This window comes from Dactylosporangium sp. NPDC051485 (assembly GCF_040682015.1).
Taxonomy (GTDB): domain Bacteria; phylum Actinomycetota; class Actinomycetes; order Mycobacteriales; family Micromonosporaceae; genus Dactylosporangium.
On record NZ_JBFAZW010000178.1, the window covers coordinates 1 to 14,668 of the forward strand.

The following is a 14,668-nucleotide window of genomic DNA, read 5'->3' on the forward strand; positions in this document are numbered from 1 at the left end:
GCCGGCGCGCGGCCCGCTCCGGCCGCGCCCGAGCCGGCCGCCGGCGCCGTGGCCGCCGAGGTCAGGGACGCCGGGCCGGATCCTCGTTCCGGCCGCCCAGCGCCGCCCAGACCTCGTTGACGGTGCCGAAGTCGACGTGCTCCGGCAGCCGCTCGAGCACGTCGAGCACCTCGTCCGGCGCGTCCATCTCGGAGGCGCCGGCGATCAGGTCGTCGCGGTCGCCGGGCAGGCTCGCCATCGGGATGTACCGGCCCAGGTTGCTGCGCGCCTCCACGTCGTCGGCGGTCATGCCCACCGGGGCGCCGCCACCGCGTGCGCCCTCCCCCTCGGGGTCGACCTGGCGCACCTCCCACAGGGCCTCACGGCGCAGGTTGTCGTCCACGACAGCGCCGTGCTTGGTGTTTCCTCGCTGCATGGCATCCATGCAAGCGGAGGTACCCGGGCAAACTCCACCCAAACGGTGCCCCCGGAGATTGAGAACCTTCGTGGCTGGGTAGCCGACTGCTATCCGCCCGGCCATCCGGGCGCATCGCAGGAGGTGAGCTCACAGTGGCACGCATCGGGCAGCTGTTCGGCGCTCGCGCGGCGACCGACCGCGACGGTGACGACCTCGACGACCGCACCGGGCACCCGGTCGGCGGCCGAGCCGGGGACGGCGTGGACGACCGCGCCGGGGCGGCTCCGCGGACCCGCACCTGGCGTCTCGGCCGCAGGCAGGACAAGGGCGGCGACGGCATCGACGACCACCGTGCGGCGGCCGCCGAGACCAGCACGTGGCGCCTCGGCACCAAGCACGACACGGACGACCACGCTGAGACCAGCACGTTGCGCCTCGGCGCCAAGCACGACACGGACGACCACGCCGAGGCCGCCACGGTCCCGGCGGCCGGCGCGATGGACCGCGAGCGCGACACGGCCACCGTGCGCCGCAGCATCGACCGCGGGCCGGTGGCCAGCCCGGTCACCGAGCAGGTCACCGAGCCGGTGCCGGTGCGCCAGGGCCCCGCCCGGGTCAGCCCGCTCGCCGTGACCGGCTTCTTCCTCGGCGTCGTCGGCGTGGCCGCGGCCCTCACCGGCATCCTCGCCCCGTGGGCGATCGCGGCGGGCGCGCTCGGCCTGCTGTTCTCGTTCGGCGGCATCATCGCGGGCGTGCGGCCCAACGTGGCCGGCCGGGGCCTGGGGACGCTGGGGGTGCTGCTCAGCGGTACCGCCGTCGTCTTCGCCATCATCGCCATGACCGGCCAGGTCAGCTGGCTCGACAGCCACACCGACCAGGTGGCCCGGCTCAAGGACTGGCTGGACGCGCGCCTGCCCTGGATGAAGGACTGGTGACCTGACGGCTCGGTAGCGTTGGCGGCCGGAGCCGCCAACCCCGACTCACGAGGCGGGAGCCAGCTCCTGTTCCTGTTCCTTGTCCTTCGCCGGAGCCGGGCGCCGCGTGGCCAGGACCGAGCCGGCCAGGATCAGGGCGAAGGCCACGCCGGTCAGCACGTTCACCTCCTCGCCCAGGACCATCGCGCCGAGCACCACCGCGACGGCGGGGTTGACGAAGGTGATGACGGTGGCGCGTACGCCGCCCACCTCGGCCACCAGCGCGAAGAAGAGCACGAAGGCGAGCGCCGTGCAGATGACCGCCAGGGCCAGGGCGGCCAGCAGCGGGCGGAGGGTGGCGTGGCGGGCCAGGGACGGCAGGCTCGGGACGGCGACCGGCGCGAACAGCAGCGCCCCGACCACCAGGGACGCGGCCGCCACGCCGTAGCGCGGCACGTCCGAGAGCCAGCGCTCGATGATCAGCGGGCCGACGGCGTAACAGATCACCACGCCGACGAGCTCCAGCAGGGGGCGCGGGCCGGTGCCGGTGGCGTGGAAGCCGAGCAGCAGGGCGACGCCGGCCAGGCCGACCAGCAGGCCGGCGACGCGCGGGACGCTGAGGCGCTCCGCGTGCGGGCCGAAGCGGGCGATGAGGGCGGCGACCAGGGGTACGCCGGCGATGACCAGGCCGGTGAAGGAGCTGTCGACGTGCCGCTCGGCGTCGGAGAGCAGCAGCCACGGCAGGCCGATCTCGATGATCGTGTAGACGAGCAGCGGCAGCCAGGGGCGCAGGGAGGCGCGCAGCTCGCGGCGAGCCAGCGCGACGGGGAGCAGCAGCAGGGCGCCCAGGGCGGTGCGGAGGAAGACCAGCTCGGCCGGGCCGATCTCGCGGACCGCAACCTTGATCAGCAGGTACGGGATGCCCCACACGACGCACATGGCGCCGAAGAGGATCCAACCACGACGACTCATGCCTGCGATTCCACGGCCGGGCGGCGGGTCGCGTCTTGAACGCTGTTGCGGAATGCGGCCGGGGTGACCCCGATCACCCGCTTGAACCAGCGGGTCAGATGGGCCTGGTCGGCGAAGCCGGTGGTGGCGGACACCTCGGCCGGGGTGCGGCCGGCGGCGAGCAGGGCGCGGGCGCAGCAGACGCGCTCCAGGACCAGCCAGGCGTGCGGCGGGAAGCCGGTGGCGGCCCGGAAGACGCGCAGCATGTGGAAGGGGGACAGCTCCACGCCGGCGGCCAGCTCGCGCAGGCTGGGCGGGCGGCGCAGGTCGGCCAGCAGGCGCTCGCGGATCTCGGCGACCTTGCGGGCCGCGGCCGGGTCGGACGCGCGTATCCCGGGATCCACCGGGCGCGGCGAGCCGTGGCGCGCGACGACGGCCTCGAAGGCCCACACCAGGCGGGAGTGGGCGGCCAGGGGGTCGCGGCCGGCGGTCAGCTCCTCGTGGGCCGACCGGACGAGGTGCACGCTGCGCGGGTCGGTGACGACCGGGTCGCGGAAGCCCACGGCGTGGCGCCGGGCATCGCCGAGGCCGTCGAAGAGCATCCCCGGGCTCGGGTACAGCACCCGGTAGGCCCAGCCGTCCGGGCGCGCGGCCATGCCGTCGTGGGGCTCGTCCGGCTCGAGGATGGCCAGGCTGCCGACGCCGGAGCGGCGCAGCTCGCCGCGGTAGTGGAACTGCTCCACGCCGCGGGTGACCACGCCGATGGCATACGTGACGTGGCTGTGCCGGGTGAACTGGTGCCTTCGGTAGCTGGCGGTGAGCAGGTCGAGCGCGTGGCGGCCGTCGTCGAACCTGGACCACTGCGCCGACTCACCCATGCCACGACGCTAGCCCACCCGCAGGATGTGGTCGGTCAGCGTCGGGTCGGCGCGCAGCTCGCCGGCCGTGTGCGTGGCGGCCACCACGCCGTCGGCGAGCAGGGCGACCCGGTCGGCGACGGCCAGGGCGTGCTCCGGCTGCTGCTCGACCAGCAGCACGGTCAGGCCGCCGCGGGCCAGCTCGGCGACCACCGCCCGGACCCGCTCGGCGAGGTCCACGGCCAGGCCCTCGCACGGCTCGTCGAGCAGCAGCAGGCGGGGCTGGGTCAGCAGGGCGCGGGCGATCGCGAGCATCTGGGCCTCGCCGCCGGAGAGCTGGTCGCCGCGGTGGCGACGGCGCTCGTCCAGCCGGGGCAGGAGCTCGAGGACCCGCGGTACCGTCCAGTCGCCCTTGCGGCGCGACAGCCGCAGGTGCTCGGCGACCGTGAGGCTCGCGAACACCCGGCGGCCCTGGGGCACCAGGGCGACACCGGCGCGGGCGACGCGGTGCGCGGGGCGGCCGGCGAGGTCGTCGCCGTCCAGCCGCACGTGGCCGGCCCGGGGCCTGATGAGGCCGCAGATGGCGTGCACCAGCGTGGTCTTGCCGGCGCCGTTGCGGCCGAGCACGGCCAGCGCCGTGCCGGAGGGGACGGTCAGGTCCACCCCGTGCAGCACCGTGCCGCCGCCGTAGCCCGCCCGCAGGCCTTCCACCGACAGGGTCGTCACGGCTTCACTCCCGCGTAGGCGGCGGCGACCTCGGGTGAGCGGCGCGTCTCGGCCACGGTGCCGGTGTGCACGTGCCGGCCCGAGTGCAGGACGGTGACCCGGTCGGCGAAGCCGTACACGAGGTCGAGGTGGTGCTCCACCAGCAGTACCGCCACGTCGGAGGGCAGCGCGGCGAGGAGCCCGGCGAGCAGGTCCACCTCCGGCGGGGCCAGGCCGGCCGCCGGCTCGTCGAGCAGCAGCAGGCGGGGCGCGCCCGCGAGGGCCATGGCCAGCTCGAGCTGGCGGCGCTGGCCGTGGGAGAGCGCACCGGCCGCCACGCCCGCCTGGCCGGCCAGGCCGACGGCGGCGAGGTGCTCCCGGGCCCCCGCGCGCAGCCGGCCCCACGGGCGCCGGGCGGCGACGAGCACGTTGTCGGCGGCGCTCAGCGTGGGCCAGACGGCCGGGTGCTGGTGGGTGCGGCCGATGCCAAGCCGGGCCCGGCGGGCCGGGGCCATCCGGGTCACGTCGCGGCCGGCGAACCGGATCCGCCCGGCGGTCGGGCGCAGCGCGCCGGCGACGAGGTTGAGCAGCGTGGTCTTGCCGGCGCCGTTGGGGCCGATGAGGGCCCGCCGCTCCCCCGGCGCCAGCTCCAGGGCGACCCCGTCGAGCGCGGCGAGGTCGCCGTAGCGCCGTGCGAGCCCTTCGACCTGCAGCATCATTTCGGTGTCCGCCGGGTGAAGCGCAGGCCGGCCAGGCCGTTGGGCAGGACGTACACGCAGGCGATGAACAGGATGCCGAGCAGCAGCGGGGCGTGCCCGGCGTCGGCCAGCCAGTCGCGGGTCAGCACCACGAGGGCGGCGCCGACGAGCGCGCCGAGCATGGACGTGGCCCCGCCGATGACCACGGCCAGCAGGATCAGCGCGTTCACGTCGAAGCCGCCGTCGCCCGGGGACACGTACGAGTTCATGGTCACCAGCAGCGCCCCCGCCACCCCGGCGAGGAACCCGGCGGTGACGTAGGCCGCGGTGAGGTACCCGGCGACGGGGTGCCCGCTGGCCCGCATCCGCTTGGCGTCGTCGCGGGTGGCCCGCAGCAGGGCCCCCGCCGGCGAGCGCAGCACCAGCAGCAGCCCGGCGACGAGGAGCGTGACGACCGTGAGCACGTAGAGGTACACCCGCTGATCGGAATCGAGCTCGACCAGCCCCGGCAGCGGGGTCACCTTGGCCAGGGCCACCATGCCGTCGGTGCCGTGCGTCACCGCCTTCCACTGGCCGGCCACGGTGGACGTGAGCTCGCCCAGCGCGAGGGTGATCATGAGGACTACGACGCCACGGGCGTACACCACCAGCGGGGCGGTGATCAGCGCGAAGAGGGCCCCGGCGGCGCCGGCCGCGAGCAGGTGCAGGATGCCCAGGTCGACGTCGTGGTGCACCAGGATGGCGGTGGTGTAGGCGCCCACGAGGTACGGCGCCGTCTGCCCCAGCGTCGGCAGCCCGGCGGCCCCGGTGAGCAGGGCGACGCTGACGGCGAGCAGGCCGACCGTCAGGATGTTGGCGAGGGTCGTGTTCGCATAGTCGTCGAGCGTCCACGCGAAGGAGACCAGCAGCGCGAGCAGCGCCGCCGCGCCGAGCCCGGCGACGAGCCGCCAGGGGCGGGTCATGCCGACCGGCCGGAGGGCAGCAGGCCGCGGGCCCGGGCGGCCAGGGCCAGGGCCATGGCGCCGAAGAGTGCGAACGGGGCTACGGCCGACCACTGCGGGGCGACGACGGTCTGGATCTCGCCGACCGCGATGGCCGCGACGAACGCGCCGAGGATGGAGCCCATGCCGCCGAGCACCACGACGACGAGCGAGAGCATGAGGACCAGGTCGGCGGTGCGCGGGCCGGGGCCGATGATCGGGGCGCCGAGCGCGCCGGCCAGCCCCGCCAGGGCGCCCGAGCCGGCCAGGACGCTGGTGCGCACCGCGAACGGGGAGACGCCGAGCATCGCGACCATCTCGCGGTCGTCGACGGTGGCGCGGATCAGCCCGCCCGCCCGGGACCGGGTCACCAGCAGGCCGAGCCCGGCGGCGAGGAGCACCGCGACGGCGATGAAGGCCAGGCGGTACGCCGGATAGTCGTGCCCGGCCAGGTGCACCGGCCGGTCGAGCGCACGGGGCACGGCCACGCCGAGGTCGTCCTTGCCGAAGATGGCGGTGAGCCGGTCGCCGGCCACCAGGGCGACGCCGAACGTCAGCAGCGCCTGGGCCAGGTGGCCACGGCCGGCCAGCGGGACGAGCAGGACCGACAGCAGCGCGCCGCCGGCGCCCGCGATCGCGGCGCCGACGAGCACCGCGAGCGCGAGCGAGCCCCAGCCGCCGTCGCTGATCTGCGCGGCGGCGTAGGCGCCGAACGCGTACAGCGTCCCGTGCGCCAGGTTGAGCACATCACCGACGCCGAAGGCGAGGGTGAGCCCGGCGGCGACGACGAACAGCAACAGCCCGTAGGCCACGCCGTCGACCGCCGGGATCAGGTAGTCGCCCAAGGGACTAGGCGCCGACCGTGGCGAGGTCCTGGACCAGCACGTTCGCGGCGGCGCGGCCGTCGTTGCGGACCTGGCGCAGGTACCACTTCTGGATCGGGGCGTGGTTCTTGCCGAACTGCCACTGCCCGCGCGGGCTGGAGATCTGGCCCAGCTTGCCGACCTGCTCGTTGATCGTCTCCGCGGTCGGGTTGGCCCCGGCCGCGCCGATCGCCCGGTCGAGCACCGCGGCCGCGTCGTAGGACGCCATCGCGTAGGTGGTCGGGGTGGCGTCCGGGTGGGCCTGGCGCCACGCGGCGACGAACTTGCGGTTCTCCTCGTTGTCGAGGTCGGGCGAGTAGTTGCACACGGTGTAGACGTCGCGGGCGGCGTCGCCCTCGGCCTGCAGCACCGAGCCCTCGGTGATGAACGCGCCGTACAGCGGGATGTCCTTCGCGTCGGACTGCTTGTACTGCTTGACGAAGTCGATCGCGGCCTTGCCGGCGTAGAAGGTGTAGACCGCCTTGGCCCCGCTGGACTTGATCTGGCTGAAGTACGGCAGGAAGTTCGTCGTCTGCGGGAACGGCGTCCACAGCGTCTTGCCGTTCGGGTTGGCCAGCTGGCCGCCGATCTTGGCGAACTCGTTGGTGAAGCCGCCGACCTCGTCGTAGCCACCCTGGTAGTCCGGGCCGATCGCGAAGACCGGGCCGGCGACCTTGTCCTTGATGTACTGCGCGATCGAGGAGCCCGGGTCGGAGGACATGAAGCTCGTGGTCCACACCCCGGTGAGGTCCTTGAGCTCGGGGCGGCCGTTGGAGCCGATCAGCGGGATCTTCGCCTCGCTCAGCAGCGGCGCGACGGCGGCGACCGAGCCACCGCCGACGATGCCGGTCACGGCGACGACCTTCTCGTCCTTGATCAGCTTCGTCGCGGCCGGCACGGCGGTCGACGCGCCGTCGCCCTCGTCGCCCACCTTGAGGTCGATCGGGTGGCCGCCGAGCTTGTTGTCGTGCATCTTGAGGTACAGCTCGAAGCCGTTCTTCAGGTCGGTGCCGACCGCCTGGTAGGTGCCGCTGAGCGAGCCGAGGAAACCGATCTTGAGGGTGGATGCCGCAGCGGCGCTGTCGGACTTCGGGTCGTCGTCCTTGGCACACCCGGCGCCTGTGAGCACCAGGCCGGTGGCCAGCGCGATGCTGACCAAGCGTCGTTGCAGAGACATGCTTCTCCTTGTGGGGGGTTTTCTAGCGGCGAGCGCCGGCGCGCTGCGCGAGGGCGTGCTCGGTCACGGCGACGAGGATCTCCTTGGCCGACGCCCGGGAACGCACGTCGGCCTCGAGCATCGGAACGCTGCGGTGGACGGCCAGGGCATCGCGGATGTCCTCGAGGTGGTAGCGCGCCGCGCCGTCGAAGTTGTTGACGGCGACGACATACGGCAGCCGGTTGCTCTCGAAGTAGTCGATGGCCCCGAAGCAGTCGGCCAGGCGACGGGTGTCGGCGATGACCACCGCGCCGATCGCGCCCCGGCACAGCTCGTCCCACATGAACCAGAAGCGTTTCTGGCCCGGCGTACCGAAGAGGTAGAGGACGAGGTCGGAGGAGAGCGTGATGCGGCCGAAGTCCATCGCCACCGTGGTGCTGCCCTTGCTGGGCACCAGGGAGGCGTCGTCGTGCTCGATGCTGGCGGTGGTCATGACGGCCTCGGTCGTGACCGGCGGGATCTCGGAGATCGCGCCGACCAGGGTCGTCTTGCCCGCGCCGAAGCCACCCGCGATGATGATCTTGACCGCGGTCGGGCGCCCGCGGCGGTCCGGACCGGTCACGCGCCCTCCTCGCTGCGCTCGTCGGTTGCGTAACCGTCAGGCTGTGCTGGCCGGTGACCGGCCCCTCCGCTTCGCTCCGGACCGATCACGAGCCCTCCTCGCTGCGCTCGTCGGTCACGCGACCGAAAGACTGTGCAAGCCGGTGACCGGCCCCTCCGCTCCGCTCCGGACCGGTCACGACGGGCCCCGCACAGCGGGAGTCAGGGCGTCGCCGATGCGGTTGGCCAGTTCCGTCATCTCGTACGACACCTTGCCCACGTCGGCGTTGGGCGAGGCGAGCACGAGCATCGACGCGCCGTCGCTGAACGCCATGCAGAACATGAACCCGCCGTCGAGCTGGGTCACGTTGGAGATGACCTGACCGGCGTCGAAGAAGCGGGCGGCGCCGGCCAGCAGCGCGACGAGACCACTGCCGGTGGCGGCGAGCTGGTCGGCCCGGTCCCGGGGCAGTGCCCGGGTATGGGCCAGCACGAGGCCGTCGGTGGAGATCGCCAGCGCATGACTGACGTCGGGGGTGCGGCTCGCGAAATTATCCAGCAGCCAACCGAGATTACTCGGGTCGGTCACAGACGTGGTCCTCTCCAGATGTTGCAGGTGCATCCAACGTGTCCTTCGCCCCGGCTCAGCTCTGCGGGCGCCGGTTCGCGACGCCACGCGCGTAGGCCGACATGGCCGCGGCCACCCGCGAGGGGTCGCGCTTGGGCGTGGCCGTCTGCATCGGCGTGCCGGGCCGCGGCGAGGGCTCGGCCGCGCCGGGCACCAGGTGCCGCCCGGCCGCGCGGACCGGCAGGCCCGCCGAGGTCGTCGCGCTGACCTCCGGCGTGGCCGCCTGGGCCGCCGCCTGCCAGCCGGCGTCGGCGCCGGACTCCCAGTTCGACGGCTCGGGGGCCTCCAGGCCATCCGGCGCCTCGGTCCGGAACCAGCCGTTGACCGACTGGAAGATCGGCAGCTCGACCGCGTCGTCGTCGTCGGCCGCGGCGAGGATCGCCGGCACCTCGGGCTCGGGCAGCGGCGGCCACATGCCCGGGCCGGGCGGCGCCGGCTGGTGCGCGGGCGGCAGCGGGTAGGCCTGGGCGGGCGCTGACGGGGGCGGGTATCCCGGCTCGGCGGGGACCGGGGGCAGCTCCTGGGTCGCGCCCCACTGCTGGGACGGGACCTCGAAGAGGCTCGGCGCGGCCGGGCGCTGCGGCGTGAACAGGTCGTTGGCCGGCCGGGCGCCGTTGCCGGCGTGCCCCGCCGGTGCGCCGACGGCCGCGAGCTGCGGCCCCCGCTCCGAGGCCATGATCGGGCGGAACACGTCCTTGGGGATGACCACCTCGGCCAGCGTCCCGCTGTGCTGGCCGGGGCGCAGCTGGACGGCGATCTGGTACCGCGCCGCGATGTGCCCGACCACGGTGAGCCCCATGGCGCGCACGGCGGCGATGTCGATCGCCGGCGGGTGCAGCAGCAGCTGGTTGAGCTGGTCGCGGCGGGACGCGGACAGCCCGACGCCGGTGTCCACGATCTGCACGATGACCCGGTCGCCCAGGGCCCGCCCGGTGACCCACACCTCGGACTCCGGCGGCGAGTAGCCGGTCGCGTTGTCCAGCAGCTCGGCCAGCAGGTGCACGATCTCGTCGACCGCCTCGGCGACGACCGCCACGTCGTCGTCGACGCTGCCGAAGCGGACCCGCACGTAGTGCTCGATCTGGGAGATGGCGGCCTGCAGGACCTTGCCCAGCGGGGCGTCCTCGCGCCGCACGCGCGCGGCGCCGGAGCCGCCCAGCACCAGCAGGCTCAGGTTGATCCGGGCCATCCGGGTGGCCAGGTGGTCGAGCTGGTAGAGCTCCTGCAGCCGGTCCGGGTCGGTCTCGTCCCGCTCCACCTTGTCGACCTGGGCCAGCACCGCGTCGACCAGTCGCTGCTCGCGGCGGGACAGGTGGACGAAGATCTCGGCCACGTTGGAGCGCATGACGGCCTGCTCACCGGCGATCCGGACCGCCTCGCGGTGGACCGCCCGGAAGGCCTGGGCCACGTCGGCGACCTCGTCGGAGCCCGCCACCGCCAGGGTCGAGGAGGCCCGCTCGGCGACCTCGTCGGGGTCGACCGTGCCGGGCGCGGCGGCCCGCAGCTCGGCCACGACCGAGGGCAGCTGTTCGTAGGCGACGGTCCGCGCGGCCTCCTGCAGATAGCTCAGCCGCCGGGTCAGGCGCCGGGCCACCGCACTGGTGAGGATGATGGCGACGAGCAGGACGACCGCCACGCCGGCACTCTGCAGCGCGGCGCGGATCAGCTGGTCGTCGTGCACGACCTTCACGGACTGCTCGATGCTCTCGTCGACCTGCTGCTCCACCTGGTACAGCAGGCCCTCCCACGCCGACATGGCGTTGATCCAGGCGGCCGCGTCGACGGTGATGACCTGGCCGTTGCCGGTGCGCCCGACCTGGTCCTGCAGCCGCTGGGCGGTGACCACCTGGTCGCCGGTGCCGGCCTGCTCGTACCAGCTGCGCCACTGCGCCGGGGCGAGCTGGTTGAAGGCGACCGTGGCCTCGGTGAAGCTCGTGCGGGTCGCGATGATCTCCTGCTGCAGCGCCGGGGTGAGCTGGCCGGCGGCGATCGCGCGCAGCACGGCGGCCTGCTGCTGGCCGACGGCCTCGGCGGCGCGGGAGAGCGCGGCCGCGGCGCGGATCTCGTCGGCCAGGCCGGTCGGGGCGCCGGAGCGGGCCACCGACTCGCGGTAGGCCAGCAGGTCGGCGATGAGGATCCGGTAGCTGAAGGCGATGGCCGACACCGAGGCCAGCTTGTCGCCGCGCACGTGCTGGCGCAGCCCGTCCAGGGCGGCCAGGCCGGAGTCGACGCGGCGCAGGGTGTCGGAGTCGCCGCCACCGGAGAGGTTCTTGCGGCGCTGCTGGTAGGCGTGCACCGCGTCGTCGGTCAGCAACACCTGCTGCTGAAACGCGTCGGCCCGGGCCGGCTCGTCCTTGAGCACGTAGTTGACCGCCGCGGCCCGCTCGCGCTGCAGCGCGTGTGCCAGGCCGCCGCCGCTGGTGGCCAGGGCGGCCAGGTCCTGCAGGGTGCGGGCGCGGCTCACCTCCTGCACGGTGGAGACGAAGGCGACGCCGGCGAAGACGATGACCGCGACGAGGGGCAGCGCCACGATAAGCCGCAGCTGGTCGACGATGCGCCGGCCGGTCCGCTGGCCGCTTCGCCCCTCGGCGGCGCCGCGCGGGGACGACGGCAGCTCGCGGCGCGCGGGGACCGCGGTGTGGCGGGTGGGCCGGCGCTCGGGGCTCTGCCGCGGGTCGAGACCCTGCCGTTGGGTGGGCACGGGCAGCGAGCTCTGGCTTTGGGTCACGAAAAAGTCCCCGCAGGCATCCGAGATTGACAATGCGCGTCGAACGCGGGGCGAGCCGGCCCAGGGGCGCCCGGCGCCCGAATCCCGACTGTCGCATCGACGTTGTGCACAATCACAGCTCGGCCGATCCGTGTCAATACCGACGGCTCCATCCCAGCGACGAACGCCTGTTTCCTGCTCATCCGTTCGCCTGAAGTTCGCCAACCCGTACGGACCCAAACGGCTGTACCCGTGGGATTTTTGACTGACATCTTCCGATGTAGGCGGCTCCGGCGCGGCGGGAACTTTACGTTGTTGTAACAACACGGACGGCACTGTCGGCAACACGTTTAGTGACTCATTGTCGTACAGAAATATCCTCTGGCGACAATGATTCATGCGGCGGCAATTTCCCGTCCGGCTCCGCCGGCGGGCCCGGCCCGGCCGCCCACCGCCCCCGCTCCCGCCGGCCGTTTCCGCCATTCCCCCGCGCCACCACCCCGTGACGCGCGACCGTGGAAGAGACGAACTTAGGAGGGGACATGGCTTCCGACGCCGTCACACTGATCACCAACGACCACCGGATCATGGAGCAACTCTTCGAGCGCCTGCGGTCCGGCGAGGGCCACCGCCAGCTGCTGCTGGACGAGTGCGCCGCCCGCCTCACCGCGCACAGCCATGCGGAGGAGCAGAAGGTGTACCCCGTGCTGGCCGAGCTCGACGCGGGCGCGCGCGAGGAGGCCCACCGCGGCGCCGACGAGCACCACGAGGCGGAGCGGCTGCTGCACGACCTGCAGCGCATCTCCCCGGCGGGGCCGGACTTCGACGACCGCCTCGATGCCTTCATCGCGGTCGTGCGCCACCACGTCGAGCACGAGGAGGCCGAGCTGCTGCCGGCGCTGCGGGAGGCGCTGACCCCGCAGCGGCTGGCCGAGGTGGGCGCGGCCTTCGAGGAGGTCCGCATCATCGAGCTCGCCGTCGCCGGCATCCGCGTATAAATCCCCTTCCGGCGCTTGCCGTGCGGCCCGCCTTCGGTACAGTCGGGCTGGTCATGGTCTATCTCGGCGGGCTGTCCGGAGACCCTGTCGGCGCGGCTCGGCTCAGCGACCTGCCGGCGGGCCGATCCCCCGTGCGGACCGCGAACCACGTCGTGATCCTGGTCAGCGCGGGGCAGGGCACGCACGCGCTGGACTTCGTGACGTACGCCTGCCGCCCCGGCACCCTGCTGTGGGGCCGCCCCGGCCAGGTGCACCAGTTCGGCGGCCAGGCCGGCTTCGACGCCACGGTGCTCGTGTTCGCGCCGGCCATCCTGCCCGAGCTGCCGCTGCCCGAGCTCGTCGGCGACCCCTTCGCCCCCGCCTGCTGGCAGCCGGCCGGCGAGGACGAGGAGGCGATCGTCGCCGAGATCGCCCAGATCGGCGTCGACCAGGTGCGCTACGGCGGCACCGCCTTCGGGACCACGCTGCTGGCCCACTCGGTGGCGGTGCTGCTCATGCGCATCACCGCGCTGGCCCCGCCGCCCCGCCGGGCCCCGGCCGACCTGCTCATCGGGCAGCTGCGGGCCGAGCTCGAGCGGGAGGTGCGCCACCGCCGGGTGGAGGACTACGCCGAGCAGTTGCGCTGCTCCGTGCGCACGCTGACCCGGGCCAGCCTGGCGGTCACCGGGCGCAGCGCCAAGCAGCTCATCGACGAGCGGGTGGCCCTGGAGGCCAAGCGCCTGCTGGCCACCAGCCCGCTGCCGGTCTCCGAGGTGGGCCGCCGGCTGGGCTTCGAGGAGCCGACCAACTTCGGCCGGTTCTTCGCCCGCGAGACCGGCCAGTCCCCCGGCACCTTCCGCGCCACCCTGCAGCGGCTCCCGGCGCCGCGGGTGCCCCACCAACGCTCGGCGCTGCCGGGCCGGCTCACCCCGCGCATGGCGTGAACTCCCGGCGCCGCGGGTGCCCCACGCATGGCGTGAGCTCCCGTACCTACCCGTAGGTACGCTCGAGGGGTGAACGCGCGCGAACGCCTCGTGACCAGCGCCCAGGAGCTGTTGTGGGAGCGGGGGTACGGCGGGACCAGCCCGAAGGCCGTCCAGGAGCGCGCCGGCGCCGGGCAGGGCAGCATGTACCACCACTTCGCCGGCAAGGCCGACCTGGCCGCGGCCGCCCTGGAGCGCACCGCGGCCGCCGAGCGGCAGCGGGCCGAGTCGGTGCTGGGCGGGGACGGCCCGGCGCTCGAGCGGATCGCGGCGTACCTGCGGCGGGAACGCCCGGCGCTGCGCGGCTGCCCGATCGGCCGGCACGCCGCCGACCCGGACCTCGTCGCCGACCCGGCGCTGCGGGCCCCGGTCGAGCAGACGTTCGCCTGGCTGCGCGACCGGCTCGCCGCGATCGTGGCCGAGGGCCAGCGCGCCGGCGAGCTGCGGCCGGACGTCGAGCCCGCCGCGATCGCCGCCGCCGTGGTCGCCGCGGTGCAGGGCGGGTACGTCCTGGCCCGGGCCGCCGGCACGCAGGACGCCTTCGACCAGGCGGTGGAGGGCGCGGTACTGCTGGTCGAGGGCCTGCGCGCCTGAGCGCTCCGGCAGGCGGCGCGCTTCACCGCGCTCCCGGGCGCGGCGACCGGGAACCGGCCCGCCCTCCCCTCTGCCGGCCGGTCACGGCGGCGGTGGACCGGCACGCATAACGCCTTCGACCGGGCGGTGCAGGGCGTGGCGCCGCTGGTAGAGGGCCTGCGTGCCCGAGCGTTCCGGCAGGCGGCGCGCTCCCGGGTGCGGCGACCCGCCTGAGCACATCACTCCCCTGTGCCGGCCGGTCACGGCGGCGGTGGACACGGACCGCTCGATCGGAAGGTGCTGGACGGTCCGTCGCGGGGCCGCTCGGCGGGATCCGAGCACGATTCGGGCGCGAGGGTCGGCCGAGGATGGGAAGCGGGGCGCGGCCGCGTCCCACGGCTTGGAGTCTCGGTTCGGGGCTCCCTCGGCATTCTCCATCCGCCGAGCCGGCCGAGGATGGAAGCGGGGCGAGGCGGCTTGGAGTCTCGGTTCGGGTTCCCGCGGCGTTCGCCATCCGCCTAGCCGATCCGGCCTTTCGCTGGTCTGCGATAAGTCGGGCGCTGGCGCGCCACGACTTATCGGACTTATACCCCGACCCCGGTTTCAAGGGGTCGTTGCAACACCTGACTTGATCAGGGGTTGCCGTGTTCGAGATCCGGGTTGATCGTCGCCCGCAGGG

15 protein-coding genes are annotated in these 14,668 nt (G+C 74.0%); 4 read left to right on the forward strand and 11 right to left on the reverse strand.

Going from position 1 to position 14,668, the window contains the following annotated elements; genetic code table 11:
• Window positions 1-61: 61 nt before the first annotated feature.
• Window positions 62-415 (reverse strand): DUF2795 domain-containing protein, encoded by a 354-nt coding sequence (locus AB0M46_RS48840; RefSeq protein WP_363348134.1) that lies wholly within the window; start codon window positions 413-415, stop codon window positions 62-64.
• Between the two features lie 134 nt (window positions 416-549).
• Between AB0M46_RS48840 and AB0M46_RS48845 the strand changes: the two genes are divergently transcribed.
• Window positions 550-1,332 carry a hypothetical protein gene (locus tag AB0M46_RS48845; protein ID WP_363348136.1) on the forward strand — a complete coding sequence of 261 codons (783 nt, stop codon included), beginning with the start codon at window positions 550-552 and terminating at the stop codon, window positions 1,330-1,332.
• A gap of 45 nt (window positions 1,333-1,377) precedes the next feature.
• On the opposite strand, the gene AB0M46_RS48850 is transcribed toward AB0M46_RS48845, so the two are convergent.
• From AB0M46_RS48850 to AB0M46_RS48895, 10 genes are all read right to left on the reverse strand, one after another.
• The gene (locus AB0M46_RS48850) at window positions 1,378-2,283 is read right to left on the reverse strand and encodes a DMT family transporter (RefSeq protein ID WP_363348138.1); all 906 of its coding nucleotides are present in this window, start codon (window positions 2,281-2,283) and stop codon (window positions 1,378-1,380) included.
• Complete coding sequence (locus AB0M46_RS48855) at window positions 2,280-3,140, reverse strand: AraC family transcriptional regulator (protein WP_363348140.1); 861 nt, start codon at window positions 3,138-3,140, stop codon at window positions 2,280-2,282. Before AB0M46_RS48855 ends, AB0M46_RS48850 begins: the two co-directional genes overlap by 4 nt.
• 9 nt (window positions 3,141-3,149) lie before the next feature.
• On the reverse strand, window positions 3,150-3,845 hold the full coding sequence (locus tag AB0M46_RS48860) for an ABC transporter ATP-binding protein (protein ID WP_363348142.1): 696 nt from the start codon (window positions 3,843-3,845) through the stop codon (window positions 3,150-3,152).
• On the reverse strand, window positions 3,842-4,543 hold the full coding sequence (locus AB0M46_RS48865) for an ATP-binding cassette domain-containing protein (RefSeq protein WP_363348144.1): 702 nt from the start codon (window positions 4,541-4,543) through the stop codon (window positions 3,842-3,844). Before AB0M46_RS48865 ends, AB0M46_RS48860 begins: the two co-directional genes overlap by 4 nt.
• A complete protein-coding gene (locus tag AB0M46_RS48870) occupies window positions 4,540-5,484 on the reverse strand; it encodes a branched-chain amino acid ABC transporter permease (protein WP_363348146.1) in 945 nt (314 codons plus the stop codon). Before AB0M46_RS48870 ends, AB0M46_RS48865 begins: the two co-directional genes overlap by 4 nt.
• Window positions 5,481-6,347 carry a branched-chain amino acid ABC transporter permease gene (locus AB0M46_RS48875; RefSeq protein WP_363348148.1) on the reverse strand — a complete coding sequence of 289 codons (867 nt, stop codon included), beginning with the start codon at window positions 6,345-6,347 and terminating at the stop codon, window positions 5,481-5,483. Before AB0M46_RS48875 ends, AB0M46_RS48870 begins: the two co-directional genes overlap by 4 nt.
• Window positions 6,348-6,351: 4 nt before the next feature.
• A complete protein-coding gene (locus AB0M46_RS48880) occupies window positions 6,352-7,542 on the reverse strand; it encodes an ABC transporter substrate-binding protein (protein WP_363348150.1) in 1,191 nt (396 codons plus the stop codon).
• A gap of 22 nt (window positions 7,543-7,564) precedes the next feature.
• The gene (locus tag AB0M46_RS48885) at window positions 7,565-8,143 is read right to left on the reverse strand and encodes an ATP/GTP-binding protein (protein ID WP_363348152.1); all 579 of its coding nucleotides are present in this window, start codon (window positions 8,141-8,143) and stop codon (window positions 7,565-7,567) included.
• Between the two features lie 174 nt (window positions 8,144-8,317).
• Window positions 8,318-8,710, reverse strand: a complete 393-nt coding sequence (locus AB0M46_RS48890; RefSeq protein ID WP_363348154.1) for a roadblock/LC7 domain-containing protein — start codon at window positions 8,708-8,710, stop codon at window positions 8,318-8,320.
• A gap of 55 nt (window positions 8,711-8,765) precedes the next feature.
• Window positions 8,766-11,477 (reverse strand): nitrate- and nitrite sensing domain-containing protein, encoded by a 2,712-nt coding sequence (locus AB0M46_RS48895; RefSeq protein WP_363348156.1) that lies wholly within the window; start codon window positions 11,475-11,477, stop codon window positions 8,766-8,768.
• A 521-nt stretch (window positions 11,478-11,998) separates the two neighbouring features.
• On the opposite strand from AB0M46_RS48895, the gene AB0M46_RS48900 reads away from it, so the two are divergent.
• From AB0M46_RS48900 to AB0M46_RS48910, 3 genes are all read left to right on the forward strand, one after another.
• The gene (locus tag AB0M46_RS48900; protein ID WP_363348158.1) at window positions 11,999-12,454 is read left to right on the forward strand and encodes a hemerythrin domain-containing protein; all 456 of its coding nucleotides are present in this window, start codon (window positions 11,999-12,001) and stop codon (window positions 12,452-12,454) included.
• Between the two features lie 53 nt (window positions 12,455-12,507).
• Window positions 12,508-13,377 (forward strand): AraC family transcriptional regulator, encoded by an 870-nt coding sequence (locus AB0M46_RS48905; protein ID WP_363348160.1) that lies wholly within the window; start codon window positions 12,508-12,510, stop codon window positions 13,375-13,377.
• A gap of 69 nt (window positions 13,378-13,446) precedes the next feature.
• Complete coding sequence (locus AB0M46_RS48910; RefSeq protein WP_363348162.1) at window positions 13,447-14,010, forward strand: helix-turn-helix domain-containing protein; 564 nt, start codon at window positions 13,447-13,449, stop codon at window positions 14,008-14,010.
• Window positions 14,011-14,668: the final 658 nt, after the last annotated feature.